This is a genomic window from Salimicrobium jeotgali (genome assembly GCF_001685435.2).
GTDB classification, from domain to species: domain Bacteria; phylum Bacillota; class Bacilli; order Bacillales; family Halobacillaceae; genus Salimicrobium; species Salimicrobium album.
The window spans coordinates 917281-943969 of sequence record NZ_CP011361.2 but is presented as its reverse complement, the minus strand read 5'-3'; the positions used below and the strand labels follow the sequence as shown (position 1 = coordinate 943969).

Annotated in this window: 24 protein-coding genes; 4 read left to right on the top strand and 20 right to left on the bottom strand. The window is 46.8% G+C overall.

Annotation, left to right across the window (positions count from 1 at the left end):
* Positions 1-152: 152 nt before the first annotated feature.
* From accA to AAV35_RS04680, 6 genes are all read right to left on the bottom strand, one after another.
* Entirely contained in the window at positions 153-1115 is a 963-nt protein-coding gene (accA, locus tag AAV35_RS04705; protein ID WP_008591433.1) for an acetyl-CoA carboxylase carboxyl transferase subunit alpha, read from the bottom strand.
* The gene (gene accD / locus AAV35_RS04700) at positions 1099-1971 is read right to left on the bottom strand and encodes an acetyl-CoA carboxylase, carboxyltransferase subunit beta (RefSeq protein ID WP_008591435.1); all 873 of its coding nucleotides are present in this window, start codon (positions 1969-1971) and stop codon (positions 1099-1101) included. Before accD ends, accA begins: the two co-directional genes overlap by 17 nt.
* 41 nt (positions 1972-2012) lie before the next feature.
* Entirely contained in the window at positions 2013-2630 is a 618-nt protein-coding gene (locus AAV35_RS04695) for a FadR/GntR family transcriptional regulator (protein ID WP_040609651.1), read from the bottom strand.
* 63 nt (positions 2631-2693) lie between these two features.
* On the bottom strand, positions 2694-3932 hold the full coding sequence (gene ystJ / locus AAV35_RS04690; protein WP_008591439.1) for an NADP-dependent malic enzyme: 1239 nt from the start codon (positions 3930-3932) through the stop codon (positions 2694-2696).
* Between the two features lie 150 nt (positions 3933-4082).
* Positions 4083-7382, bottom strand: a complete 3300-nt coding sequence (gene dnaE / locus AAV35_RS04685; protein ID WP_008591440.1) for a DNA polymerase III subunit alpha — start codon at positions 7380-7382, stop codon at positions 4083-4085.
* Positions 7383-7550: 168 nt separating this feature from the next.
* Complete coding sequence (locus AAV35_RS04680) at positions 7551-8498, bottom strand: DHH family phosphoesterase (protein WP_008591442.1); 948 nt, start codon at positions 8496-8498, stop codon at positions 7551-7553.
* Positions 8499-8588: 90 nt separating this feature from the next.
* Between AAV35_RS04680 and AAV35_RS04675 the strand changes: the two genes are divergently transcribed.
* Positions 8589-8888, top strand: coding sequence for a YtpI family protein (locus AAV35_RS04675; protein WP_008591444.1), 300 nt, complete (start codon positions 8589-8591; stop codon positions 8886-8888).
* A 29-nt stretch (positions 8889-8917) separates the two neighbouring features.
* Here the strand turns inward: AAV35_RS04675 and AAV35_RS04670 are convergent, their stop codons facing one another.
* The 7 genes from AAV35_RS04670 to AAV35_RS04640 form a co-directional block, all read right to left on the bottom strand.
* Positions 8918-10231, bottom strand: a complete 1314-nt coding sequence (locus AAV35_RS04670) for a DRTGG domain-containing protein (protein WP_008591446.1) — start codon at positions 10229-10231, stop codon at positions 8918-8920.
* Positions 10232-10433: 202 nt separating this feature from the next.
* Positions 10434-11114, bottom strand: a complete 681-nt coding sequence (locus AAV35_RS04665; RefSeq protein WP_008591448.1) for a metal-dependent hydrolase — start codon at positions 11112-11114, stop codon at positions 10434-10436.
* A gap of 15 nt (positions 11115-11129) precedes the next feature.
* On the bottom strand, positions 11130-12680 hold the full coding sequence (locus AAV35_RS04660) for a polyamine aminopropyltransferase (RefSeq protein WP_008591450.1): 1551 nt from the start codon (positions 12678-12680) through the stop codon (positions 11130-11132).
* Between the two features lie 55 nt (positions 12681-12735).
* Complete coding sequence (locus tag AAV35_RS04655; protein ID WP_008591452.1) at positions 12736-13131, bottom strand: DUF350 domain-containing protein; 396 nt, start codon at positions 13129-13131, stop codon at positions 12736-12738.
* Between the two features lie 13 nt (positions 13132-13144).
* Positions 13145-13804, bottom strand: coding sequence for a DUF4247 domain-containing protein (locus AAV35_RS04650; RefSeq protein ID WP_008591454.1), 660 nt, complete (start codon positions 13802-13804; stop codon positions 13145-13147).
* A gap of 69 nt (positions 13805-13873) precedes the next feature.
* Positions 13874-14545, bottom strand: a complete 672-nt coding sequence (locus AAV35_RS04645; protein ID WP_008591456.1) for a PspA/IM30 family protein — start codon at positions 14543-14545, stop codon at positions 13874-13876.
* A gap of 13 nt (positions 14546-14558) precedes the next feature.
* Positions 14559-15071 (bottom strand): DUF4178 domain-containing protein, encoded by a 513-nt coding sequence (locus AAV35_RS04640; protein WP_008591458.1) that lies wholly within the window; start codon positions 15069-15071, stop codon positions 14559-14561.
* A 210-nt stretch (positions 15072-15281) separates the two neighbouring features.
* Here AAV35_RS04640 and AAV35_RS04635 point away from each other — a divergent pair, with 210 nt between their 5' ends.
* Positions 15282-15737, top strand: coding sequence for a universal stress protein (locus AAV35_RS04635; protein ID WP_008591460.1), 456 nt, complete (start codon positions 15282-15284; stop codon positions 15735-15737).
* 106 nt (positions 15738-15843) lie between these two features.
* Here the strand turns inward: AAV35_RS04635 and AAV35_RS04630 are convergent, their stop codons facing one another.
* Positions 15844-17037, bottom strand: coding sequence for an acetate kinase (locus AAV35_RS04630; protein ID WP_008591462.1), 1194 nt, complete (start codon positions 17035-17037; stop codon positions 15844-15846).
* A gap of 121 nt (positions 17038-17158) precedes the next feature.
* Positions 17159-18154, bottom strand: a complete 996-nt coding sequence (locus AAV35_RS04625; RefSeq protein ID WP_008591464.1) for a class I SAM-dependent methyltransferase — start codon at positions 18152-18154, stop codon at positions 17159-17161.
* 154 nt (positions 18155-18308) lie between these two features.
* Between AAV35_RS04625 and AAV35_RS04620 the strand changes: the two genes are divergently transcribed.
* A complete protein-coding gene (locus AAV35_RS04620; protein ID WP_008591465.1) occupies positions 18309-19112 on the top strand; it encodes an NAD kinase in 804 nt (267 codons plus the stop codon).
* An 86-nt stretch (positions 19113-19198) separates the two neighbouring features.
* Here the strand turns inward: AAV35_RS04620 and AAV35_RS04615 are convergent, their stop codons facing one another.
* The 4 genes from AAV35_RS04615 to AAV35_RS04600 form a co-directional block, all read right to left on the bottom strand.
* Positions 19199-20782: an amidohydrolase gene (locus AAV35_RS04615; protein ID WP_008591467.1), complete on the bottom strand. Its 1584-nt coding sequence runs from the start codon at positions 20780-20782 to the stop codon at positions 19199-19201.
* 103 nt (positions 20783-20885) lie between these two features.
* Positions 20886-22094: a tRNA uracil 4-sulfurtransferase ThiI gene (thiI, locus tag AAV35_RS04610; protein WP_008591469.1), complete on the bottom strand. Its 1209-nt coding sequence runs from the start codon at positions 22092-22094 to the stop codon at positions 20886-20888.
* A 2-nt stretch (positions 22095-22096) separates the two neighbouring features.
* Positions 22097-23239, bottom strand: coding sequence for a cysteine desulfurase family protein (locus AAV35_RS04605; protein WP_008591471.1), 1143 nt, complete (start codon positions 23237-23239; stop codon positions 22097-22099).
* 171 nt (positions 23240-23410) lie between these two features.
* Positions 23411-25099: a septation ring formation regulator EzrA gene (locus tag AAV35_RS04600; protein ID WP_008591472.1), complete on the bottom strand. Its 1689-nt coding sequence runs from the start codon at positions 25097-25099 to the stop codon at positions 23411-23413.
* 160 nt (positions 25100-25259) lie between these two features.
* Between AAV35_RS04600 and hisJ the strand changes: the two genes are divergently transcribed.
* Complete coding sequence (gene hisJ, locus AAV35_RS04595; protein WP_008591474.1) at positions 25260-26057, top strand: histidinol-phosphatase HisJ; 798 nt, start codon at positions 25260-25262, stop codon at positions 26055-26057.
* Here hisJ and refZ read toward each other — a convergent pair.
* Positions 26035-26619, bottom strand: a complete 585-nt coding sequence (gene refZ, locus AAV35_RS04590) for a forespore capture DNA-binding protein RefZ (RefSeq protein ID WP_008591476.1) — start codon at positions 26617-26619, stop codon at positions 26035-26037. The genes hisJ and refZ overlap by 23 nt on opposite strands.
* Positions 26620-26689 lie beyond the last annotated feature (70 nt).

The window sequence follows — 26689 nt, the reverse complement described above, 5'->3', positions numbered from 1 at the left end:
ATCAGGAGGTTCTAAACAATTTAAATATCAGAGGAAAGTAATCGGCCAACCCCGATTCTTAAAATGATAACGTTATCACACCCTAAAGACGGGAAAAGTCGCACAAAAATAGTGCGACTACGGACTTCCCTCTCCTGATTCAACTGTCTTAATTATATCTCAATTGCTGCATACGCGCCAATATTTTTGTACTTCTCATATCTTTTCTCCAGACGTTGTTCATTATCCATAGCAGACAATTCTTCAAGCGAAGAACGGAGGTATGGTTTCAGAATTTCAGCCTGATTTTCGATTTCTTTATGAGCGCCTCCCATAATTTCCGGTATCAGTTCATCGATGATGTGCAGCTGTTCCAGATCATACGAAGTGATTTTCATTGATTCTGCCGCCTGTTTGGCATAAGCAGCATCCTTCCATAGAATAGAAGCCGCTCCTTCCGGTGATATAACGGAATATGTAGCGTTCTCAAGCATCAGAATCCTGTCCCCTATTCCGATACCGAGCGCTCCCCCGCTTCCTCCTTCACCGATAACGACGCATATGACAGGGACATCAAGCCCGGCCATTTCCATTAAATTCCTTGCTATCGCTTCACTTTGTCCTCTTTCTTCAGCTGCTTTCCCGGGATAGGCCCCCTTCGTATCTATGAACGTTATTACAGGACGCCCGAATTTTTCGGCCTGCTTCATCAGTCTCAAGGCCTTTCTGTACCCTTCCGGATGAGGCATGCCGAAATTTCTGTATATGTTCTCTTTCGTATGTTTACCACGCTGATGGCCGATCACTGTAACCGGTGCACCTTCGAATTTGGCTATTCCACCGATGATGGCAGGGTCATCACCGAAATGACGATCTCCATACATTTCCAAAAAACCGTCAAAAAGATGATTAACGTAGTCGAGAGTCGTCGGTCGTTCCGGGTGCCGGGCCATCTGAACCCTGTCCCACGGCTTCAGATTGGTATATACATCATGCTCCAGTTTCTCAAGTCTTTCTTCAAGAGTGCTGATTTCCTCCGCCAGATCTATATCTTTCTCTTCCGTCAGCTTTTTCAGTTCTGAAATTTTCTCACGAAGGTCGATAACCGGTCTTTCAAAATCAAGCACGTGTTTCATTGGATTCCCCTCCTGTCCGGTGCATGTCCAGTACATTTCCAAGAATACTTTTTAATTCATGACGATGTATAATCCGATCCAACTGTCCGTGTTCGAGTAAAAATTCGGAAGTCTGAAAATCTTTGGGCAGCTTCTCCCTGATCGTCTGTTCTATAATTCTTCTTCCCGCAAACCCGATCAGCGCACGGGGTTCTGCGAAGTTATAGTCCCCGAGGGAGGCGAAACTTGCCGTCACCCCGCCGGTAGTAGGATGAGTCATAACCGAAATGAACAGCAGGCCTGCTCGGCTGTGACGTTCGAGAGCTATCGCCGTTTTACCCATCTGCATTAAACTTACGACTCCCTCCTGCATTCTTGCTCCTCCGGAAGCAGTGAAAATGATGAACGGGAGAGATTCTTTCCGGGCTCTTTCCACGGCTCTTGCAATTTTCTCCCCGACGACAGCCCCCATACTTCCCATCCTGAAACGTGAATCCATCACGGCTACAGCTGCAGGGGCGTCACCAATCGTCAGTTTTCCGGTCACAATCGCCTCTTTAAGGTCCGTTTTGTCCTTGTCTTTCTCCAGCTTCTCTTCGTATTCGGGGAATCCCAGTATATTTGTGGTTTCCAGATTTTCATCCCACTCTTCGAACGACCCGGCGTCCGAGAGCTGTTCAATGCGTTCATACGCAGTAAGATTTACATGATAATCACAGTGAGGACATACAAATAAATTCCTGTTCAGTTCCTTCCTGTAAAAAATCTTCTTACAGCTCGGACATTTCTGCATCAAACCTTCCGGTACGTTCTTCCGGCTTTTTTTACTCGGTACGGAGTTATATCTTTTCTTTTTTCCAAACATATCTCGGAACATTCCGTCACCCTCCTTTTTCTTTTCGTATTCGAATTGCTGGATTAAATACTGTTTTCATATAATCCGAAAATATCTTCCTTGTTTGCGCGTCGCAGTGCATCACAAAGGTCCTCGTGCCATTCTTTCGTATAATGGATCTTCTCAACCGACTCCAGATACGTAGTGAGAAGCTGCCATATAGAAAGAAGCAGTTCCTGATTCTGCGCCATAAACAGTGCTTTGAATAAATCGTTATGACTTTCCCCGTTGAATGGAACGAGGTGTGCTTCGAGCTGTTCGATTTCCGGAACGGACAATCTGCCTATCGACAAAAAAATGATTTCTTTCTCCACCATGTTTTTGGCAATATGCAGTTCTTCCCGTGTCCTGTTTCTGTTCAGTATAAAGGTCGAAAGCAGATTGATCATATGATAATCCTTGTATTCTTTTAGAAACGTGCCTTCCCCTCTTTTCGTTTCAATAAGTCCGAGCAGCTCCAGCGCACGCAGGGCCTCCCTGATCGAGGAACGCCCCACACTAAGCTGATCACTCAGTTCCCTTTCGGAAGGAAGCTTATCTCCGGGACGGACATCTTCTTCCTCTATGAATTCCTTCAGCCGGTGGAGCACCCCTTCATATACTTTCGTCTTTTCGGGCTCATTCGGGGACAATGTGCACATCTCCCCTTTCTATGTAAATTCACTGGCTCGTTCGAAAACGAAGGAGAAGGCAGTCCCTTCTCCTCAATCTTCATCAATTAACGTCAGCTGGCGGGTTCTTTCGCTTACCTGTTCAGGGTCCACATGCTTCCTCGCAACGCCGGATTCCATAGCAGCTTTAGCGACACTGGCCGCAACAGCCGGAGCGACTCTCGGGTCGAACGGAGCAGGTATTACATAATCTTCCCCAAGTTCCCCGTCACTTACGAGTTCGGCAATAGCTTCGGCTGCTGCTATTTTCATCCTTTCATTGATCCTCGTCGCCCTCACGTCAAGAGCTCCTCTGAAAATCCCAGGAAAAGCAAGGACGTTATTCACCTGATTCGGAAAATCGGATCTGCCTGTACCGATTACACGGGCACCGGCCTCTTTTGCAGCATCCGGCATAATTTCCGGTTCCGGGTTTGCCATAGCGAAAATAATCGACTCCTCTTTCATTTTCGACACCATCTCGCTGGATAAACTGCCTCCTACGGAGACTCCGACGAAAACGTCCGCATCTTCTATTACGTCTTCAAGTTTCCCTGAAACTTTCTCTTTATTCGTGATTTTGGCTATTTCATCTTTCACTTCGTTCATTCCTTCTGTGCGCCCTTCGTAAATCGCACCCCGGGAATCACACATGATGATATCTCTTACTCCGAAATGGTAAAGCAGTTTAATGATGGCGATCCCTGCAGCCCCTGCTCCGTTCGCTACCACTTTAATATCGGAAAAAGAGCGGCCGGTAAGTTTCAGGGCGTTCATCAGCCCTGCCACGGTAACGATAGCCGTTCCGTGCTGATCATCATGGAAAATCGGAATATCCGTTTCTTTTTTCAGGCGGTCTTCGATGATAAAACAGTTGGGGGCAGCTATGTCCTCGAGGTTCACACCTCCGAACGTAGGCTCCATCAGCTTAACGGTCTGAACTATTTCATCGATGTTGTTTGTGTTCAGGCAGATGGGGAAAGCGTCGACGCCGGCAAAACTTTTGAAAAGAGCGGCTTTCCCTTCCATAACAGGGAGGGAGGCTTCCGCACCGATGTTGCCAAGTCCGAGCACTGCCGAACCGTCACTGACGACTGCCACCATATTCCCTTTCATTGTGTAATCGAAAACTGTTTCCTTGTGATCGTAAATTTCTTTACAAGGTTCCGCTACCCCGGGAGAATAAGCTAAGCTTAAATCCCTGGAATTACGGACAGGGACTTTCGAGGTAGTTTCCAGTTTTCCCTGGTTCACTCTATGAATATGCAATGCTTCATCCCGTAAATTTGACAAAAGACCACGCTCCTTCGATTCAATGGATTGGTACGGATTTTTCTACTTTCCTACAGGTAAAGCAGGTGTATTTGAAGTGGTCTGACCACCGGATTTCGACTTCTTAATTATAACAAATCGTCAAATCGTGTAAAGGCATCCATCTCCATTTCAGAGCCATCTGTGCCTTATAGCATATTTTTCATTTCCGATATTCTTTTCCAAACGCTTCCGTACTTCTTCACTCACATCAATCCCGTAGCCGGAAGGCATTTTATAGACTTTCTTCACTTCTTCGATATAGAGAAATATTTCCTGTTCTCCCGGATGATCACGGGCCAGGGTTTTCATAAATTCGAGAACTTCCGTATACCGCTTTTTTTCTGTCTTAATGAAGATTTCACTCGTCTCCTGCACAGGACGTATACTTTGTGCCTGAAGCTGTTTCTCTCCCCGCCGTTCCTGTATTTTCCCGCCGATTACTACAATCATGTCCTCGTCCAGCCAGGAGCTGCAGGTACGGTACGTTTCGGGAAACACCACTGCGTCCATCTCTTCTTTATCGTCACTCAATGAAAGAAAAGCCATTTTCTCTCCCCGTTTCGTCCGTATCTCTCTGACGTTATCTACGACGGCGGCTACGGTAATGAACCCTTTTTCTTTCATCAGGGCCGCGCTGAGTAATTCTATATTGTTTCTTTTCAGACTTTTGCCCGCCCCTTCCAGAGGATGGGAAGAAAGGACAGCTCCGAGCACCTCTTTTTCCAAATTCAGCCGTGTGAGGGCTGGAAGCGGGTCTTTGTGGACGAGACCTCCGCTCCATTCCGTAATGAACCCTATATCTTCCTGAAATTCCCTGAACAGTTCACTTTGTTCCAGCGCCTGATCGATACTCGCAAGTAAACTTGCGCGGTTGGAGTGAAGACGGTCAAAACAGCCGGCCTTAATGAGGTTTTCCATCGAGTTCCGATCCAGGTAGGAAGACCCCCTCATCGTGAACTCGAAAAAATTCGTAAAGCGTCCCCGCTGCCTCTCTTCCGTAATGGAACGGCCCATCTTGAAACCGATACCTTTTATCATCATGAAGCCGAGGATGATATTTCCTTTTCGGACAGATGTATGAGGAAAAGCCTCATTTACGAACGGGGGATGTACGGGTATACCTTCCTGCTTTGCTTCACGTACGTAATTCGCTATTTTCTCTTTATCTCCTACGGCGCTGTTGATCAGTTCGGAAAGGAAGTATTCCGGAAAATGCGTTTTAATATAAGCAAGTTTATACGAAATGATGCTGTAGGCTACTGCGTGGCTTTTGTTGAATCCATAATTGGAGAATTTCACAATCCATCTGAACAGCTCCCGCGCCACTTCTTCCTTATAACCAGCCTGTTCAGCGCCTTTCAGAAATCGGCTCTCCTCATTTTTGAGAATACTTTCCTGTTTTTTGCTCACTGCCCTTCTGAAAAGATCCGCTTCCCCGAGAGAATACCCGGCAACAATCTGAGCGACCTTCATTATTTGTTCCTGGTACAAAAGCACCCCGTATGTCTCCTCGAGAATCGGTTCAATGTCCGCGTGTAAATAAGTGACAGGGGTCCTGCCGTGTTTTCGCTCCACATAATCCGGAATGAAATCCATCGGTCCGGGACGATAAAGGGCATTGACGGCGACGATATCTTCAAAACGTTCAGGCTTCAACTGTTGCAGTACTTTCCTCATTCCTCTGGACTCCAGCTGGAAAATCCCGTTCGTCTTTCCTTCCGACAATTGTCTGTAGGTAGTTTCATCATCCTCTGGAATGCTCTGGATTGAAAATGCGGAATCGGCGTATTTTCTGATGTTCTTTTCCATGTTTTCAAGAAAAGACAGATTCCTGAGTCCGAGAAAATCCATTTTGAGAAGACCGGAAGCCTCCACGTCCTCCATAGCCATCTGAGTAAGCAGTGCCGGACCATCGTGATCCATCATCCCGGTATATCTACCGAGAGGATAGTCGCTGATAACTACACCAGCCGCGTGAGTGGAGACGTGTCTTGGCAGTCCTTCGATTCTGGTGCCGATTCTGAACAGAGACTGAAGTTGACCGGAACTTCTTATAAACTCCTTAAGAGGTTCCGACTGTTTTACAATCTGTTCCAGGTTGAGCGAACGGTTTCCGGGAAACTGCTTCAGTATATACGCAATATCCTCTTCTTCCACTTTCAGCGCTTTTCCTACCTCCCGTATCGTACTCCTCGCTGCGAATGTACCGAAAGTACAAATTTGGGCCACTCTTTCTTTTCCGTATTTTTCCCGTACATATGTAATCACTTCATCACGCCGGTGATCGGAAAAGTCAATGTCGATATCGGGCATGGTCTGACGTTCCGGATTGAGAAACCTTTCAAAAAGGAGACCGTATTTCAAAGGGTCCACAGTCGTTATATTCAACAGATATGCTACGATCGACCCGGCAGCGGAACCACGGCCGGGACCGACTTTAATCCCCTTGTCCTTCGCATATTTGACGAAGTCCCACACAATAAGGAAGTAGTCGCTGAATTTACGGGAGGTAATCACTTCAAGCTCATGTTCCAGCCGTTTCTTTGCTTCCCCGGTATCAGCGCCGTACTTCTCCGGCAACGCCTGCTCACACAATTCCCTTAAATATTCATTACTGTCCCCATCCTCCAGGGGGTAGGAAGGGAGAAGAGAACGGGAGCGGGTTAGAGAAACAGAACTTTTGTCTACTATTGTTTCGTTATTCCTGATGACCTCGGGCCATTCACTGAAATATGACTCTGTCCGGGAAGGATCTTCGAGACAAGTTACTCCAGGGGAAGAAGTCCCTGCTTTAAAAGCTTCGCCTGCCTCCATCGCCTGCATAACTTCATAGGCTGTTCTATCCTCTTCTTTCAGAAAATGTACGTCACTGATGGCTGTACAGCTGATCAGTCCTGCCTGCGCCCACGCCTTCAGAGGGTCATGAAGCATCTGTTCCTGTCGCAGTTCTGCAGCACGGACGCCTGCGAACATTAAAGAAAAGACGGATTCGAACTCCCGATATACGGGGATGACTTCTTCTTTTCTGTTTTCCGTAACCTGTTGCGCTACAGGGGTGTCTCCCGTTTTCCATATCGCGATTACATCGTTCCCAAGTTCTTCGATACCGTTCAGTTCCACTCGACCGTCCAGATGGTACCTGCTTGTGATTTCGATTACGTTTCCTGCCCCCTGTTCCGAGGTGGCAAGCAGAAAAGTCGGATACTCCTCTCCTTTATGTATCACCGGGAGTTCGACGCCGAGGATAGGAGTTATGTTTTTTTCTATACAGGCATTATAAAACGACAGCCAGGCACTGATATTTTTTTCATCGACCAGACCGAGCGCTTTTATCCCCCGGCCGTAAGCTTCGTCTATGAGTTCATGTATATCAATGGTACTGTTCATAAGACTGTACCCGCTTTTTATACCTATGTGAGTAAACCCCATTACTCCCACCTCCTTCTAACTGAATTATACTAACGATTTCGATCACTGTCGTCATATACACTCCGTATGCAGAATGACCGGATATTACCGGAAGGCGACAAAGGGCCCGGGACTATTTAAAAGAGACAGCTGTAAGGTTTTATGTATCGAAAAAGAAAATGGGTGTGTTCACCCATTTTCTTTCCGGTATTCCCGGCAGATTGATTGCAACTGCTCTTCTATCCTTTTCGTCTCTTCCCAGCTCTCCGCTCTGGCACCGGCAGCCATCGGATGTCCTCCTCCCCGGTACTCCCCGGCGAGTTTATTGATGACAGGACCTTTGGATCGGAACCTGACTCTTATTTCGGATTCTTCCTCTAGAAAGAACACCCAGGAAAGGATTCCCTCAATATCTCCGAGCATCCCCACGAACTGGCTGGTTTCTGAAGGGTCCACTTCAAAACGCTCCAGCACTTCTTTTGAAAGCGGAATGGCTGCATGTCCTTCGTCCGACACAGTGACATTCTGCAGAATATACCCTTTCAGTCTTGCAAGCTTCAAAGAAGTCTTATAAAGTTCATCGTACATAGCAGAACGGTCGAAGTCATATTTAATCAGTGCGGAAGCCGCTTCAAACGTCCGTTCTGTCGTACTCGGGAAAAGAAATCTCCCGGTATCTCCGATTATGCCCGCATACAGCAGCCGGGCGGCTTCTTCTGAGAGTTTCCATCCGGCGTTTTGAGCAGCAAGCACGTAAATCATTTCGCTCGTGGAACTGGAATGGGTCTCCACCCACTGAATATCTCCATACTCGTCCACGACCGGGTGATGATCGATTTTAATGAGAGCCCCGCCTTTTTCATATCTTTCGTCGTCGACTCTTTCAAGGTTTGCCGTGTCGTTAATGATTACCAGGGCGCCTCTGTAATCATCGTCGTCCACGTCATCCATAGTTCCCAGAAAACGGAATGCTTCGTCATCATCGCCGGCAGCCAGCACCGTTTTCTCCGGGTATGTATCCTGCAGTATTTTTTTGAGGCCGAGCTGTGAACCGAGAGCATCGGGATCGGGGCGGACGTGACGGTGTATGATAATCTTCGGATATGATTCTATTTTATCTTTAATCTGTTTATGCATAAAAAGGCTCCTTCTGATAAAGATGTTGGCATTTTAAAAAGAAACAAGCTAAAATAGGCGATAGAAAAAAATTATTTAAGGATGATGTTCATGTTCATGTTTCTTCTTATCGCTTTCGTCATTACCTCCATTGTACTATACATTTATAACAAAGTAATGATTACACGCACGGAACATCCGGTCACCCAGCAGTATTATAACAGTATCGCAAAATTCTTTCTCGGCATCTTCGTCGTAAGTTTCGGAGCGGCCCAGTACCTGTATTATGAGACGAGGCTGTCGCTGTTCATCGGTATATTATTTATCGTCCTCGGCGTTTTGCAGCTCATGCACGGCTGGAGGGCAGCACGTCACTACAAAAATGAATATAAACGGGTCGAAGAAACTTAAAGCCGCTTTCAAAGCGGCTTTTTTTGTGTTTATTTATCGATCAGCTGGGCCATCAGCAGCGCTTTTCCGACAAGGCTGCCTTCATGATAGACTTCTACATCCAGCTTGGCGAGTTTCCTCCCGGCTTCAAGCACCCGGGGATGAATCTCCACTTCACTCTCGAGCTGCACCGGCTTTATGAAGTAGACGGAAATGTTTTCGACAACCAGATCCCCTTTCTTCTGCCGTGTCAGAAGATGGCTGGAAGCCTCCGTTATCAAAGCGGTGAATACACCATACGACATCGTACCGAGCTGGTTCGTCATCTGCGGGGTAACTTTCGTTTTCAGCGTGTACGTGCCCTCTTCGTCGGTAATATGTGTCAGCTGACTGGTAATCAGGTCATCGATCGTTTCACCCACCTGAGGCTGTCTCTGGATATTTTGAAGCGCTTTAAGTACGTCCTGTCTGGAGATGATGCCCTGAATTTCCCTCAGCGAATCGACGACGGGCATCAATTCGATTCCTTCCCACACCATCATGTGGGCGGCATTCGCGAGAGAAGTGTTCACAGTGACTGTCATCGGGTTCCTCGTCATCACCTTTTCCACGAGAGTATTTTCATCTTCTCCCACAATATCTTTAGATGTCACGATACCGACTACTCTGTTCTGCATATCGACTACCGGATACCGGCTGTGTCCCGTTTCCCTGTTCAGGGAATGCCACTTGGAAGTGCTGTCGTTCGATGATAAAAATTTCGAATCCTCCAGTGGAGTATATATATCCTCTACCAGAACAATTTCTTTCTTGATCATCTGGTCGTAAATCGCTCTGTTGATCATGGCGGCTACCGTAAATGTGTCATAACTGGTGGAAATGACCGGTAATTCTTTCTCATCCGCCAGCTGCTTCACTTCATCCGAGGTGTCAAACCCTCCCGTCACAAGAACGGCCGCACCTTCCTGAACTGCTAATTCATGAGCGTTCGTACGATTCCCTACGATAAGCAGAGAGCCCGCTTCCGTGTACCTCATCATAGCATCGAGTTTCATAGCACCTATGACGAACTTATTGAGCGTTTTATACAGGCCTTTTCTTCCGCCCATTACCTGGCCGTCTACGATATTCACAATCTCTGCAAAAGTCAGGCGTTCGATGTTCTCTTTTTTCTTCTGTTCTATTCTGATCGTACCGACCCGTTCAATCGTACTGACAAGTTTCTGATTTTCCGCTTCCTTGATTGCACGATAAGCCGTACCTTCACTCACCTGCATTTCCTTGGCAATACGGCGTACGGAAATTTTACTCCCTATGCTCAAAGAATCTATGTGATTTAAAATCTGCTCATGTTTCGTAGTCAAACGCTCACCTTCTCCCTAACTGTACTAGTATTTACAAGTATAATTGTTATTATACTAGTGATACAGTTATAGTTCAATTTCGAACAGGTCCCGCCCGCTCCCCTTATCAAAAGAATTATTATGTATTTTCAGTAAATCACAGCTGCACCGAGTTTAAAAAAACCCGGCCGCTTTCTTCAGAAGCGACCGGGTTGTGGTGATATTACAGTTCGATATATTCTCCAGGTTTGAGAGCCTTACCTTTTCCGGGTTTGACTTTAGAAGCAAAAGCTTCTCCGTCCTGATTAATCAGATCAAAAGTATTGTAGTGAACCGGCACTACCTGTTTAGCTCCGATCCATTCAGCTGCCGTAAGTGCATCCTCAGGTCCCATGGTGAAATTATCGCCGATCGGAACGAATGCCAGGTCAATATCGTTTCTTTCCCCGATCATCTTCATGTCGGAGAAAAGACCTGTATCTCCCATGTGATATACAGTTTTTCCGTCAATCGTCAGCAGAATACCGGTAGGCATACCAGTATATACGATAGTGCCGTCATCCTCTGTATAGGAAGAACCGTGAAAAGCCTGAGTAAGTTTCACTGTACCGAAATCAAACTCGTGAGCCCCACCAATGTACATAGGATGGGCGTCCAGACCTTTATTGCCGAGATACGTGGCCAATTCAAAAGGAGCAACTATCTGGGCGTCATTTCTTTTAGCAATCTCAAACGTGTCACCGACGTGGTCATTGTGGCCGTGAGTCAGAAGAATAACGTCCGCTTTTGCTTCATCCGCTTTCAGATCGGTATTGCCGTTTTCGGAAATGTAAGGATCAATCAAAATGGTATGTTTCTCCGTTTCGACTTTCACTACTGCGTGTCCATGATAAAATACTTTCATGTTCAGCATCCTCCTTTAGTAATCTTTCCACGCTTGCTCATATTTCTGAATAAGATTCGGGTGGATTAATGTATTAGGTTCCAGGTTCTTAACCTGACCGTCACTATCTAGGATTTCCCGGTCTTCGTCTTTTCCAAACACGGTAAGCGCAGGAACAATTTCCTCATTCAGGAATTCCGTCGGTACATCTATTGAAATATTTTCGATATCCACATCTTTTCTTGAAGCCATTACGAAACCCCAGTTTCCGAAACTCGGTATGTCGACGTGGAAGTTGTACGTATTCATATCCGTCGCTTCCACCGTTTCGTTGATGGTCCAGTACACCTCCGGAGCGAAGACGGGGCTTGTGGCCTGGGCCATCATCACGCCGTCGGCTCTCAGATGATTCCTTACGAGTGAATAGAACTCTTTCGTATACAGCTTATTAAGACTTTCATTGTTGGGGTCCGGCAGGTCGATCAGCACCGTATCAAAACGTTTGTCTGTCGCTTTCAGATACTTGAAGGCGTCTTTATGCTGAATATCGACCAGTGGATCGTCAAGCGCACCATCATTCAGCTCACGGAGGTGCGGGTTTTCTTTAGCGAAATCGACGACAGCAGGGTCGAGGTCCACAAGAGTGATCGATTCCAGCCCTTCGTACTTCAGCAGTTCATTCACGGCAATGCCGTCTCCCCCTCCCAGCACGAGTACGTCCCGGACGTTCTCTTTGTAGGCCATGGGAAGATGTACGAGCGTCTCATGATACCGGTATTCATCAGTGGAACTGAACTGCAGGGCTCCGTCCAGAAAAAGTCGGGTGTCTTCGTCGTCTTTTGTAAGGACCATCTTCTGATAAGAGGTGTTTTCCATATGAAGAATCGGATCTTTGTAAAGTTTCTGCTCAAAAGAGAAAGCGAGCTCCTCCCCGAAGAACAGACCGCTGATGAGAAGAATACCGATAAAGATTGCACTGCCCAGATGAAAAGAGAACTTTTTAATTTCTTCCCTGAAATAAAATAATACGAGAACGGCGACCGACAGGTTAATGACCCCGACGAAAAACGCAGTCTTTACCATGCCCATTTCCGGGCGCAGATAGAAAGCGAACAGCAATCCTCCGACCAGCCCTCCGGCATAGTCGGAAAAGAGTACGCGGGCGGTACTTTTATTAAGTTCGACCCCGATATCATTCGCTTTACGTATAAGAACCGGCAGCTCCACACCCGTAAGAGCCCCGATCGTAAATGTTACAGTGTAAAGAAAAAGCGCGTCGGACCCCGCCGGAGCAAAAGCGGTCATACCGAACATAAGAAAGCTGGAAAAACCTCCAACGACCGCCACGAGAAACTCCGTCCAGATAAAAGCGACGACAAGATCCTTCGTCACTCGTTCGCTGATGCTTGCTCCCACTCCCATTCCTGTCAGGAACAGGCTGATCGTAAGCGTGTACTGTTTCACCCCGTCCCCGAGAATATAGGAACCGAGGGCTCCGAATAACACTTCGAAAATAAGGCCGCAAATAGAAACGATACCGGACGCCCAATAAATAAGTTTGCTTTGTTTCAATCCTTTTTCATTCATTCATACTACTCCCTGTCAGAAAAAAGCACCCTCCCCACGGAGAGTGCTTTCCACCTTATGTAATCGAAGCTCCGATGACGAAAGCGAGACCTATCGATACACCCATCGAAATAATACCGACGGCTGTGTTATTCTCCTTCAGTTTGTCCTCCACAGAAAACTTACGGGTGAGCAGTTCAAACAGAAGATAGGCTACCATCTGCAGAAGTACGCCCACTCCTCCCCATATTAATGTGTCCACGACTGTGAAACTGTGGTAAATGGCAAACGAAAGCACGATACAGATACCGATGATTTTACCTGAGATGGACATCGCCACCGCCTGGTTTCCGGAACTTACTTCGTCCCAGTCTTTATATTTTTTCGTTAATACTTCGAATATTGCGAGGCCTGCAAGTACAACTGCAACCGCAATAAGGAAATACCCTAATGTTGCAAGAAATGGTTCCATACTTTCCCTCCTTTTATTTTCCTACGCTCGGTCCTCCACCTCTCGTGGAAGATCCTCTGAAAGATCCGCTGTTACCGCCATACATGGAATAACCGCCGTAGCAGCCACCATTGTCGCACCTGTTCCTCTGCGTACTCCTCCAGTCATTCGTACCAAAAGCCTGGTTCAGCAAAGCGTACGCAAGCATCCCCTCGAAAAAGGAAGGGGAATAATTATTCCGTACAAACTCTTTCTCGGCCAGTTCAATCAGAACCAGTCCCGCTTCCTCTTCACTCTCTTTCAATATGACAAAATTATCGGGATAAATCAACGCCTGTTTATCTCCCTGTCTTTCTCCGGTCTCCCGAGGCTTCACTTCTCCGACGATCAATTCTTCCACTTCCTGGAGATTATACTCACTCGTCATGTAAATTTCTGAACGCCCCCGGTCTGTCTGGACCGTATCAAGCTGAGGAAACGTTTCTTCGATCATCGTTTCGACGGAGGTATAGGACTCTTCATCCAGACGGTCTTCAATTTCTCCACGCGTCGGTTCTTCGGGTAATGACTCATAGGACTGTTCGTTATATGTACCGGACATGCCGTTGTCGGCACTGTCTCCACTGTCAAAAATAAAAAAGGCGATAAAAGCTGCAAAAATCGAAAATAACACGACGCTCCCTATGTCTCTCACGGATGTTCCTCCTTCCCCTGGAAAGTAAAACTACAAGCCCGGCAGCGCCAGGCTTGTAAGAAACCTTTATTATTCTTTGTTCATTTTTTTCTTCATGGCAGCCAGCTCGTCGTCGACTTTATCGTCTTTTCCGAGATCCTCGAATTCATCATCAAGAGAACGGCTTTCGGAACGGAGGTCTTCGCTCGTTTCCGCTTCCGCTTCATGCTGCATAACTTTCTCTTCCATCCGTTCGAATCCCTGTTTGGATTCATCATTACCGATATCAGACATAGTGCGGTTCATCTTCGTACGGGTTTTCGCAGACTCCGCTCTTGCCTGAAGAGAGTCTTTTTTGAGTTTCATTTCCTGATACTCTTTCTTCATTTCATCCAGTTTCGTACGAAGCTGTTCGGAATCCTTCTTCGCGCGGTCATATGATTGTTTCAGCTGATCCGCCTGTTCCTGATGACTGTTCTTGTCTTCGATGGCACGACGGGCCAGGTCTTCATTGTCAGCTTCCAGCGCCTTTTCGGCCTGCTGCATACGCTTGTCTACCATAGCCTGAGCATCGTCATACTTGCGCTTAAGCATTTTTTCGTTGGCAATCTGTTTAGCTACTGCACTTTCAGCATCCCGGATATCATTATCCATATCCCGCATAAACTGATCGAGCATTTTCACCGGGTCTTCCGCTTTATCAAGCATGGAGTTCAGTTCGGAACCTACTACCGTCTTTACGCGATTAAAAAATTTAAACATATAAATCTCCTCCTTATTTTGATCCTGCTATAATATTCAATTCATACTCCTGCAGGGGTGTTCCAACACTTACTTCAACTTCCGTACCCCACGCTTCCAGACTGAGCATATGCTCTTCGTCATCGGCAAGATAATCCCCGTAACGGACGGATTCTCCCTGAAGGTTGCTGCTTCTTCCCTCTCCGATGACTTTCGCCACCCCTTCTTCCTTCTTATGATAGGTAAGACCATCATATTCCAGTTTAGCAGGGTAGGGGGTATCCACGGGCAAATGAACTTTCTCAAACATTCCCAGTTCGAGTTCCTCGTCCATCTCGGAGGATAACCACTTTGTATTTCTGCCTTCGAGAAGTTGATAACTGTACCATTCATAACTGCCGTCACGGTATGTCAGTTTACCGACCACTTCGTAATCCGCAAGGTCATACGTAACGATGTCCCCTACCTCGAGGTTCAAAGTATTACGCTCCTCTACCGCTTCAGGTGTTTTTTTCGTTTTCGAAAATAATCGTTTTAAAAAACCCACACAGCTCTCTCCTTTTTCATGACCTTGTACCCTTTATTTACGAATTGCCCCGGCAAAGGTTTCAAAAAATAATATTTTTCTTCTTCAAGTATACCCTTTTTACGCGCAACACAAAAGTTCACCGCTTTTTCACATAATTGAAACGGTTTCACGTCTAATATACAGATCCGCGTGGTATATGTATAATAGAAGGAGAAAGGAGTGGATAGTATGACTTTTGAATACAAAAACATTGTAGTAGCGGTAGATGGTTCGGAGACAGCAGAAAAAGCGTTTCATAAAGCGGTGGACATCGCCAACAGGAATAATGCCACTATCATTCTGTCTCACATCGTGGATACCAGAGCTTTTGCCACGGTGGAAGCGTACGACCGTTCGCTGGCTATGAGAGCGGAGAAACATGCTTATGAGATTCTGGAAGACTACAAAAAGCAGGCCCAGGATGCAGGACTCGACAGCATCGAAATCGAGATTGAATACGGCTCTCCAAAAGTGAAACTCACCAAAGAAATCGCTCCTAAATATAATGCCGACCTGATCATCTGCGGTGCTACCGGCTTAAACGCCATGGAACGTTTCTTTATCGGAAGCGTGTCCGAGCACATTACGAGAACTGCGAAATGCGATGTTCTTGTAGTACGCGACAGTGCCCAGGCCGATTCATGAAGTTAATTCCCCGTTGAAAAAAAGAGTGATGTCCTTTTATAAATTGAAGGACATCACTCTTTTTTGAATTATATTTTTTTGGAAAGGAGACGGAAAGAAGGGTGATTCAGTCTTTCAACCCTTTTTCGACCGTATCTCTCGCTATCATGACTTCTTCGTTCGTAGGAACGACCATAACTTTTACGGGAGAATGAGGATAGTTTACGAAAGCATCTTTCCCGCGGACGTTATTAAGGGAAGGATCCCAGTATACCCCCATAAATTCAAGGCCTTTCAATATACGTTCCCGTATTGAAATACTGTTTTCCCCGACACCGGCAGTAAAAATAATACCGTCCACACCGTGCATCCGGGATGCGTAGGAACCTATATATTTGTGAATACGGTCAGCGAAAACCTGAAGAGCCAGCTGGGCCCGTTCGTCTCCTTCTCCCGCTTTCTGTTCAATATCCCTGAGGTCACTGGAAAAACCTGAAAGGGCCAGCATCCCGCTTTCCTTGTTGAGGACGCTCATTACTTCATCAGCTGTTTTCCCTGTTTTTTCCATAATGAAAGGTATGAGAGCCGGGTCGATGTTTCCGGACCTCGTCCCCATAGTGACACCGGCAAGCGGAGTGAAACCCATGGAAGTATCAATCGATTTCCCGCCTTCGATTGCCGCAATACTCGCTCCGTTCCCGAGGTGGCAGGAGATGAGTCGAAGCTGCTCAACAGGACGGCCGAGCATCTGCGCCGCATGCTGGGATACATATTTATGGGAAGTCCCGTGGAAACCGTATTTCCTTATCCCGTAATTCTCATAATACTCATAAGGCAGGCTGTACAGGTAGGACTCTTCCGGCATCGACTGGTGGAAAGCTGTGTCGAACACTGCCACGTGAGGCACGTTCGGCATCACTTTACGGAAAGCCCGTATTCCGGTCAGGTTGGCCGGGTTATGAAGAGGTGCAAGTTCAGACACTTCTTCGATGGCCTCTATTACTTCCTCCGTTACGAGAGCCGAATCGCTGAATTTCTCCCCTCCGTGCACTACCCGGTGACCGACTCCATCGATATCATCCAGAGAATCTATGATGCCTTTTGAGGTCAATGTACTTAAAAGCAGATCCACTGCCTGCTGGTGATCGGGGATTTCCTCCACCTTTTTATCTTCTCCGTCCACAGTCTCGATATTAAAGATGGAGTCATTTAATCCGATCCGTTCCATGACACCTTTTGCATTGACTTTCTCCTCCGGCATTTCAATAAGCTGGAACTTCAATGAAGAACTCCCGGCGTTTATAGCTAAAACTTTATTCAACGTTGTTCATCCCCTTAAATATAGGTTCTATACTTATAACAAATACATTTAACCACCCGTCATTCCTGTTTTCAAGTATAACAATCAATGGGAACGTTTTCGTGTTATATTCTATATTTTCTTACAATTTCCCGCTGTGATAATCACTGAACCAGTCGTTTACCTGGGAGATGACATTCGATGTTTTCTCCGGGCTCGAAAAAGATGGGAGTTTAACGAGAAGAGCCTGCTTCGGCGGTTTTGTGCCTTCTTGTTTCTTCTGGACGATAAACACACTCCTGGCGAATTTTTCTTTCTTGAACAGATCTTCCGGCAGCTGCAGCATTCCGATGATATGTGCGTGATCGCGCAAATACATTTGCAGCTGCTGTGCCTGATCACTTTCAAACAGGAAGTTCGGTACGACGAAGATGCCGTATCCTCCCTCTTTCAAATACGTGAGGCTCTGTTCAATCAGCAGGTGATGAGCGTACGAGTGCCCTTCCCCGGCTTTCAGTTCGTATTTTTCCGCCTGGGCGTCGTCCGGGTAATATCCTACCGGAAGGTCTGCCGTTACGACATCGACAGGTTCGAGCAGGAAGGGCTGAAGACTGTCCTGATGAAAAAATTCGATATTATGCTTTTGAAGATTCGCCTGGACGACGGCGAGCTGAATGAGAGAATCATCCACTTCACTGCCGTATGGGACGATATCTTTATCCGTACCGTTCAAAATGGCGGTCAGCAAGTTGCCACTGCCACAGACCGGATCAAAAAGTCTGATACTTCCCTCATGAAACTCCGTAAGTTTCCCTGTCAAAAAACCGATGAAAGTGGCTACTGCGTCCGGGGTAAGAAGGTGCTGCTGCTGCGTGACGCCTTTCATCCCTTTGAGAGTAGCCAGCTGTATGGCTTTTCTGATCTCTTCGTTTTCATAATGGTTCTTATTGAAACCGAGCCACTTGTTCCGAATGTCTACCTGGAGCTTCTCAGGATAATCTTCGAAGACCTGACCCTGGTATAAAATATCGAGCGCCTCGGTAACGCCTTCCAGGTACGTAATGTTCAGACCCTCCGAAATAGCAGTGGCCATTTCATCTATCTGAGTAAACAGTTTCTCTACGTTTTGCTGATCCATATGTCGTTCCTCCTAAACAATTGAGGCTTCATTAGCTACCTTCATATACAATATCGAAAGTGCACTATCTTTTCAAATGCGGACCTTTCAAAGAAGTATAAACTGAAATAACTGTGGTAAAATGGGGATGGATAAATTCAAAAGAGGTGGTTTTATGTCAAATCAAAGAAGAAATCTATATTTCTATTATACGCCGAGCAAAGAAAAGGATGAGAAAGTACAACCTTTGAAACAGCTGGCTGTTGATAATAATTTCACTATTGTGGAAGATTACAACGATGCGAATATCATTATTTCTGTAGGAGGAGACGGGGCTTTCCTTCAATCCGTCCGGAAAACCGGGTTCCGACAGGACTGTCTTTACCTCGGAGTTAAAGAGAGTGACGAAGCCGGTCTCTATTGTGACTTCAGCCTGGATAATTACGAACAGATGGTCACCTACATGATGAACGATGAAATTGAAGTAAGGAGATTCCCTCTGATCGAAGCTAAAGTGAATAATGAATCGACCTTTCTCTGTCTGAACGAATGCAGCGTTCGTTCCTCGTTAATAAAAACGATCGACATCGACGTACACATTGATGACCTTCACTTTGAACACTTCCGCGGGGACGGACTGATCGTCTCTACCCCGACTGGCAGTACAGGCTACAACAAATCAACCAAAGGGGCTGTCGTGGATCCTCTCCTCCCTTCTATGCAGGTGAGTGAGCTGGCCTCGCTTAACAACAACCGCTTTCGTACTCTGGATTCTTCCTTCATTCTCGGTAAAGAGCGTAAGCTGCGTCTTGACGTACGTCAGGACGGGAATGACTTCCCTATTATCGGGATGGACAACGAAGCCTACTCTATCAGAAACATCCGGTATATCGATATTTCTTTGAGTGATAAACTGGTGAAAACTGTCAAATTGAAAAGCAACTCCTTCTGGCACCGGGTGCAGCGCACTTTTCTGTAACATTACTGAAAACGCCCGGAACGAAGATATAATACAAAGAGCCGGTCAGTGTTGACCGGCTCTTTGTTTTGCTCGATCTCTTTTCATTATTTTTCGTACATAATCTCTCCGTCGACTACCGTCATCATAACGACCGCATCGGCGACCTCGTGGCCGGCTGATGAGAAGAGATCACGGTCCAGCACGGTAAAATCAGCCACATACCCCGCACGGATCATTCCCTGCTCCTCTTCTCTGCTGACTGCATGGGCACTTCCCTTCGTATACAGAGATATCGCTTCGTACATCGACAGTTTTTCTTCTTCCCCGTACACCTGAAAATCGAGGGTCGCCCTCCTGTCTACAGCCGCCCGGATACCAAGCAGCGGATTCACTTCCTCGATGGGAGCATCGGACCCTCCTGCAAGGAGGACGCTTTTATCGTAAAGAGTTTTCCAGGCATAGGCATACTCCATCCTTTTTTCGCCGATTCTCTCTATCACCCACGGAAAATCGGAAGCAACAAAAGAAGGCTGTATGTCGAGCACTACAGGTAATTTCTGCAGACGGGCAATCAGCTCCCCGTCCAGAATCTGCGCATGGATAATCCGGTCTCTGTGCCCGTTTTTCAGTGGAAACCGTTCCATTCTTTCAAGTACGGCTTTTACCGCCCCGTCTCCGATAGCATGAACAGCCACGGGCATCGCCTTTGCTCTTGCTTTTTTGAAAAGATCATCGAGATCTTCATCGCTGTGGATAGCCACGCCCCGGTTCGACGGGTCATCTTCATATGGAGCATTCAGAAGAGCGGTACGGCCCCCTAAAGCCCCGTCAGAAAATATTTTCATAGCTCCAAGTTCTGTAAAGGGCGCCCCGTCCCCGAAAGCAAGCCCCGCTTCTTCCATTTCGTCTGCTGCTTTATGGTGGACGAGAAGATTAGTGCGGAACTTCTTTCCTCTTTCATGTATGACCTTGCGGAAAACGCGGTATGTTTTAAGAAAACCTCCATAATAATATAGATCCTCTGTATGTCCGCCTGTAAGACCGCGGGCATACATATCTTCTATCGCTGCCGTAAGCGCCTTTTCGAGATAGTCCGATGATACGCCCGGCATCTGTCGCTTAATGAGTTCCTGAGCCTCGTCATGAAAAACACCAGTTACTCCGCGCTCGTCCTTCCCGATTCTCCCTCCCTGCGGGTCAGGAGACTCTTTCGTTACTCCTGCGAGTCTGACAGCTTCGGAATTCGCAACCAGCGCATGGCGGCAGACTCTCGTAATGATGGCCGGATGTTCTCCGGTCACTTCATCCAGTTCAGACTTATGGATGAGTCCGTTTTCCTCCCACTGATTTTCATTGAATCCTTCTCCTACGATCCACTCTCCCGGAGACGTATTATCCGCATACTGTTTCAGAGCACGGAGAACCTCTTCCTTTGATTTCATAAATGACAGGTCCAGCCTGAGAAGCCGTTCCCCGTGCATCATCATATGTAAATGGCTGTCCGTAAAACCGGGATACATAATGCCGCCATTCAGATTATGCTGTTCATTCAACATTCCCCCATACTTATCATACAGTTCACTGGTGCTCCCGGTGTCCATCACCCGCCCTTCACTCACAACTACAGCTTCCACCCAGTCTCCTTCGTTTATCATTGTATAAATTTTTCCCCCGAACCAAAGTTCCACCACTTTCCCCTCCTGCAACCGTTTTCTTTTTCCCCCAAAAAACACCTGCCGGCTTTTTCACCCGCTGTACCTCACAACAGAAAAACCGACAGGCAGACACTCGTTAAAATAAGTCGGCAAAACTTTCCTGTTTCCGACCCTCTGATTTTCCATTAATATGAATGGTCTCTATATTCCCTACTGCTTCTTCTATATAACCGGAAAAATCTACCGACTGTTCGATAGCTACTGTCTTTTCCCTATTCGGTTTCGTTTTCGGCTCTTTCGGAACGAAAATAGTACAGCAGTCTTCATAAGGACGGATCGAGATATCATACGTATCGATCTTCTCCGCAATATTTATGATTTCAAGCTTGTCCATCGTCACGAGAGGTCTGATCACCGGATAATCAGTCACTTCGTTTATCGTGTTCATGCTTTCCATCGTCTGGCTTGCTACCTGGCCGAGGCTTTCGCCTGTGGTAATCGCCAGCGCCCCCTGCTGTCTGGCTACCTTTTCCGTAATCTTCAGCATCATTCTGCGCGTAATAGTCATCCCGTAGCTGTCGGGGATATCTTTATGAATTTTCTGCTGGATGGCTGTAAACGGCACGATGTGCACTTTAATACGTTTTCCGTACCGGGAAAGCTCCTGAGCGATATCCAGAACCTTCTGCTTGGCACGCTCGTTCGTGTAAGGAGGGGAATAAAAGTGGACGGCCTCTATTTCCACTCCCCGTTTCATCGTAAGATAGCCGGCTACCGGGGAATCAATGCCTCCCGAAAGCATGATCATCGCTTTTCCTGTAGTACCGACCGGAAAACCGCCTGCACCCGGGTAATCCTTCGAAGTTACATAAGCCCCTTCGTGGCGGATCTCCACTTTCAATTCGACGTCCGGATGGTGGACATCCACACTCAATCCTTCCGTATTTTTAAGGATATGCCCCCCAAGTGCCGGGTTGAGATCTTCCGAAGTAAGAGGGAAGGATTTATCCGCCCGCTTGGCAGAAATTTTGAACGTCCGGGCCCCGTTTTCCGCCTGTACTGCGGAAAGTACAGCTTCTTTCAATTTTTCCAGCTCGTTTTCCGTATGAATGGCGAAACTGAGACTGTAAATACCGAATACCTGCTGGCAGGCTTTCATGACTTCTTCTGCATCTTCTCCGTTCAGCAGTACGTACATACGCCCTCTCGTTTTCTTTACCTTCGCCCGCCGGAATTCCCCCAGACGGAACTGAACGTTTTCGAGCAGCTGGCGCTCAAAATGTTTCCGATTTTTCCCTTTCAGAGCCATTTCACCGAAACGGATCAATATATGATCAAATTCCATTTTTATACCTCCATCGTTTTTATTAATGAGGCTTTCACTTCGCTCAACGCAGTAATGAATTGCCTGACTTCTGTTTCCGTCGTACTGTAGGACAAACTGATCCGCAGGGCGGAAGATGCTGCTTCCTCGCTCACCCCGCAAGCGTCAAGAACTGAACTCTTATCCGGTTCCTTCGAAGAACAGGCCGACTTCGTCGAAATATATATGCCCCGCTCGCCGAGAGAGTGGATAACCGTTTCAGGTTTATAACCGGGAAGTGAGAAATTGAGAATGTGCGGAGCCCCACGTTTCGGTGAGTTGACTACAGCCCCGGCCATTTTCTCCAATTCCTCATACGCATAGTTACGAAGTCTCTGCAGCTCCTGTGCTTTTTCCTGCTGTTCTTCTTTTATGAGACGCATCGCTTTCGTAAAAGCGACGATTCCGGGCAGGTTTTCCGTACCGGCCCGTCCCCCGTCTTCCTGACCCCCGCCATGCTGAAGAGGAAACAGACGTACATGATCTTTTTTATAAAGCGCTCCGGTTCCTTTCATGCCATGGATTTTGTGACCGGAGAGCGAACACATATCTACTGCCGCTTCATGGAAAGGAAGATCGACTTTTCCGAAGCCCTGCACATGGTCCACATGAAAATACACTTTAGGCCAGCTGCTCAAGAATGCCGCTATTTCTTCTATAGGCTGCACGGTTCCCATTTCATTATTTACGGACATCACACTAACAAGAATCGTGTCTTGCCTGACTGCTTTCTGAACATCTTCCGGATCCACCCGTCCATAGGCATCCACTTCAAGATAAGTGACGTCAAAACCGAAAGATTCAAGAGATTGGAACGTTTCAAGGATGGAAGGATGTTCCACCCTTGTCGTCACCAGGTGCTTCCCGCGGGACATATGCATGAGGGCGGTGCCTTTGACGGCGAGGTTATTACTCTCCGTGCCCCCGGATGTAAAAATGACCGACCCTTCCTTTACTCCCAACCAGGAAAGGACCCGTTCTCTCGAGGACTCAAGCAGTCTTTCAGCCTCTCCCCCTAAAGCATGAATGGAAGAAGAATTTGCATAAAATCGCTCAGCCGTTCTGGTGAAAGTATCAAGAACCCCTTCGTAAGGACGCGTAGTGGCACTATTATCTAAATAAATCACGGTAGTTTCCCTTCTTTCGCTCTATAAATGCAATGAGTTATATTAACACAACTCGTTCAGTAATTCCACTTCAAACGACACGTGCTTTCCTTTGCTATTACTCATTGAAAGAGCCTGCCGGCAAATTACCGACAGGCTCTTTTTCAAATCGATCGTTCTATACGCTTTCTGTTATACCGTTACCTCTTCCTGTTCACGGAAGCGATCCACTACTCCGGGTTCTATCTTTTCAAGGACTTTGGAAGTCCGTTCAAAAGCCCGGGAGTACTCTGTCATGCGGAACTCTTTTTCTGCTTCCGTTAGCTCCGCAGCTACAAGTGGACGGGAAGTACGATATTTGTTGCCGTATTGAATCAGGCGTTCTGTCAGTCGCGAGAGCTCCATAATTTCGCGGGATCTCTCATGAGCTACCTGCAGCGCGTCTTCGGCTTCATCTATCTTTTCGTGAACCCTGTCCATCTCAAGCGGCACCTCTTCGAGAGTACCGAACGCCTCATCTACGGCAAGACGGGCCTTCTCGATAATGTCGACGACTTCCCGGGGAAGTCCGGGCAGATTGCTCCGTCTGAGCTTTCTGTTGATTTCTTTCAGATCCTGTTCAATCAGGACAATTCTTTCATTAGCTTTCCATTCTTCCTCTCTCAGATCTTCCAGCCTTGTTTCTACGTGAGCCTTTTCCTTATCAAGAAGATTCAGTCTATCCTCTTCCTGGTTCAATTGAGAAAGCAGTCTCGTGAAAGGGGTCTCCCCGTCGTCCATCTGGATTCTCATCTCGTCATCCGCCTGAACGATAGTGTAGAACGTACTTTTGGCCTGTTGGAGAGCTTCCATATCTTCTTCACTGAATTGGTAAGCCTGCTTCACTATTTCCGCTTCTTCCTCAACTTCACGCATGCCGAACGTCATCTGTCTTAACCTCTCGGAGAAGGCTTCATATCTTTCCGCGAACGTCTGGACAGCCAGCGCCTCTTCCTCCAGCTGGTTATACATTTCAGTGATACGTGCTTCCATCGTATAAACGTCACTGTAGTCAATGCTCTCTCCGGCTTCCATTTTCTCTTCATAGTATCGGAGGTCTTCCTGGAATCTATGTAATTCTTCCTCAAATCCCAAGTGGTCTATTCTGTACCCCTGATCCTTCATTTCAAGTATTCCCTGCTGTAGTTCTTCACATTGCTTCGGAAGTTCTTTCTTGCACTTCCTCAGCGCATCAGGGAAGGAGGCTGTCTCCTCTTTCAGCTGGTCTACATCTGTCCGGACAGATCTTATCAGTTCTTCGGCTTCCAGATAATTGCCTTCCTCGGAAAGTTTCTCAAACTGATGTATCTTTTCCTGAGTATTATCGATGCGGCCTTCGAAAACGTGCACTGCCTCTCCGTAACCGTAACGGTCCTTGATCAGTCTCTTTTTCAAAGCATCGAGTTCCGGCTGCAGTTCCTCCGCTTCCTGCCTGGCGCTCTCTTCGGAAGTAAGAAGGCTGTTCAGTTCTTCCATCATTTCTTTTATTTCGTTTTCTACTTTATCCAGTTTATCTTCCGTCGCGGTTTTCTGTTTTTTCAGTTTCTGAAAGTGGAATTTGTCCACGGCTTCTTCCATCTTAAAGAGGTCATCCTCGATTTCGGGAAGCGTCCGGGTCAGTATACTTTCCCATATCTCCCGCCATGATTCAAAACGCTCTTCTGTCTCTCCCGACAAGTTGAGCCGTTTCACTTTGTTCAGCTCTTCAGAAACATTGCGGTCCCTGATATCCAGTTTCCAACCTTCCAGCTGATCGATCTGATCATACACACGTTTTCTCCATATAAATCCGACAATAATAAGGGCGATGATCACTACGATCACACCTACTATATACTTCATACAAAATCCCTCCTGGCTACATGACGGAACCTGCGTTCAGTACCGACAACTTACAGATTCATTACCTTTTATGATACCATTAATCTAATGCTTTTGGCTAAAATAATTAAAAAATTCCCGGTGTAAAATCAAAAGTTTTTATCGGAAAGGATGTATCCGAATGAGAGACGGTCACATACACAGCCCCTTCTGTCCACACGGAAGCAGGGACTCGTTTGACAAATATGTAGAAAAAGCTTTACGTTCCGGGTACAGGACGATTTCCTTCACGGAACACGCTCCCCTCCCGGCGAATTTCGAGGACCCGGTTCCCGGTAAAGACAGCGCCATGTCAATGAAAGACTTCGAAAACTATCTGGAAACGGTGAATAAAGTGAGAGATCTGTACAAGACAGATATAACTATCCATCCCGGGCTGGAAGTCGATTACATACAGGGATATGAGCGGGAAATACGTGACTTCCTTGATGAATATGGGCCTCATCTCTCGGATAGTATCCTGTCCGTCCACTTTCTGAAGGGAGAATCGTTCTGGCATTGTATCGATTACAGTCCTGAAGCTTTCCGGCAGGCAGTTGACGACTTCGGCGGAATCCATTCGCTGTACTCGGCTTATTTCCGGCAGATCCGTCACTCTGCTTCAGCAGACCTCGGTTCCTGTAAGCCGGGTCGGGTCGGCCATATGACTCTTATCAGGAAGTTTCATCACCTGTACCCCTCGCCGGAAGGATGGGAATCTATGGCGGAAGAGAGCCTTCCGCTTATAAAATGCAGCACCATGGAGCTTGACTATAATGGTGCAGGGATGATGAAGGAGTACTGCACGGAACCTTATCCCCCTTCCTTTATAGCTCTTAAGGCTCATGAGACCGGCATCCCTCTTGTATACGGCTCAGATGCCCATACAGCAAAAGGGATGAATGCCGGCAAAGAACTTATTCGACAGGATCTCCTTTGAACCACTGCCGGATGTTTTCAACATACTTATCAATAAAATAGCGTTTAGCTTCCGTACTGCTTCTTTCCCCTCTCTGATACCAGGGGACGGTGAAAGGAGCCTGAAGCATCCCTTTCATTTGCAGAAGCTGTAATTCCTGGCCATAACGGAGATCGGAAATATCATCCGCCTGAAACAATATACTCGCCCACAGAGAGTCTTCCTTCGCTATATAAGTAACAAGCAGTTCCCGGAGCAGCGTCGAATCAAGCATCATTTCTCTGTGGACAAAACAGGACAGTTGATAGTTATCCATTTTATAGTGTAAAATTCTCTTAACTATTGTAAGGAAATGTTCACCCAGCGACTCTTCGAGCAATTTCAGATTCGCTTCGAGATGATCGATGACAATCGTTTCGAAAAGCCCCTGTTTACCATTGAAGTAGTAACTGATCAGAGAAATATTCACTTGGGCTTCTTTGGCAATATCGCGCACAGAAGTCGCATGATAACCTTTCTGATAAAAAAGTGTTCCTGCTGCCTGAATCACTTTTTCTTTCGTAGGGTGCGTGTTTTTCATCATTAGCGTCCCCTCTCCTGCAATATATTATTCTATTGAAATACTGAAAATCCCTGCACAATTATTTTTTTCA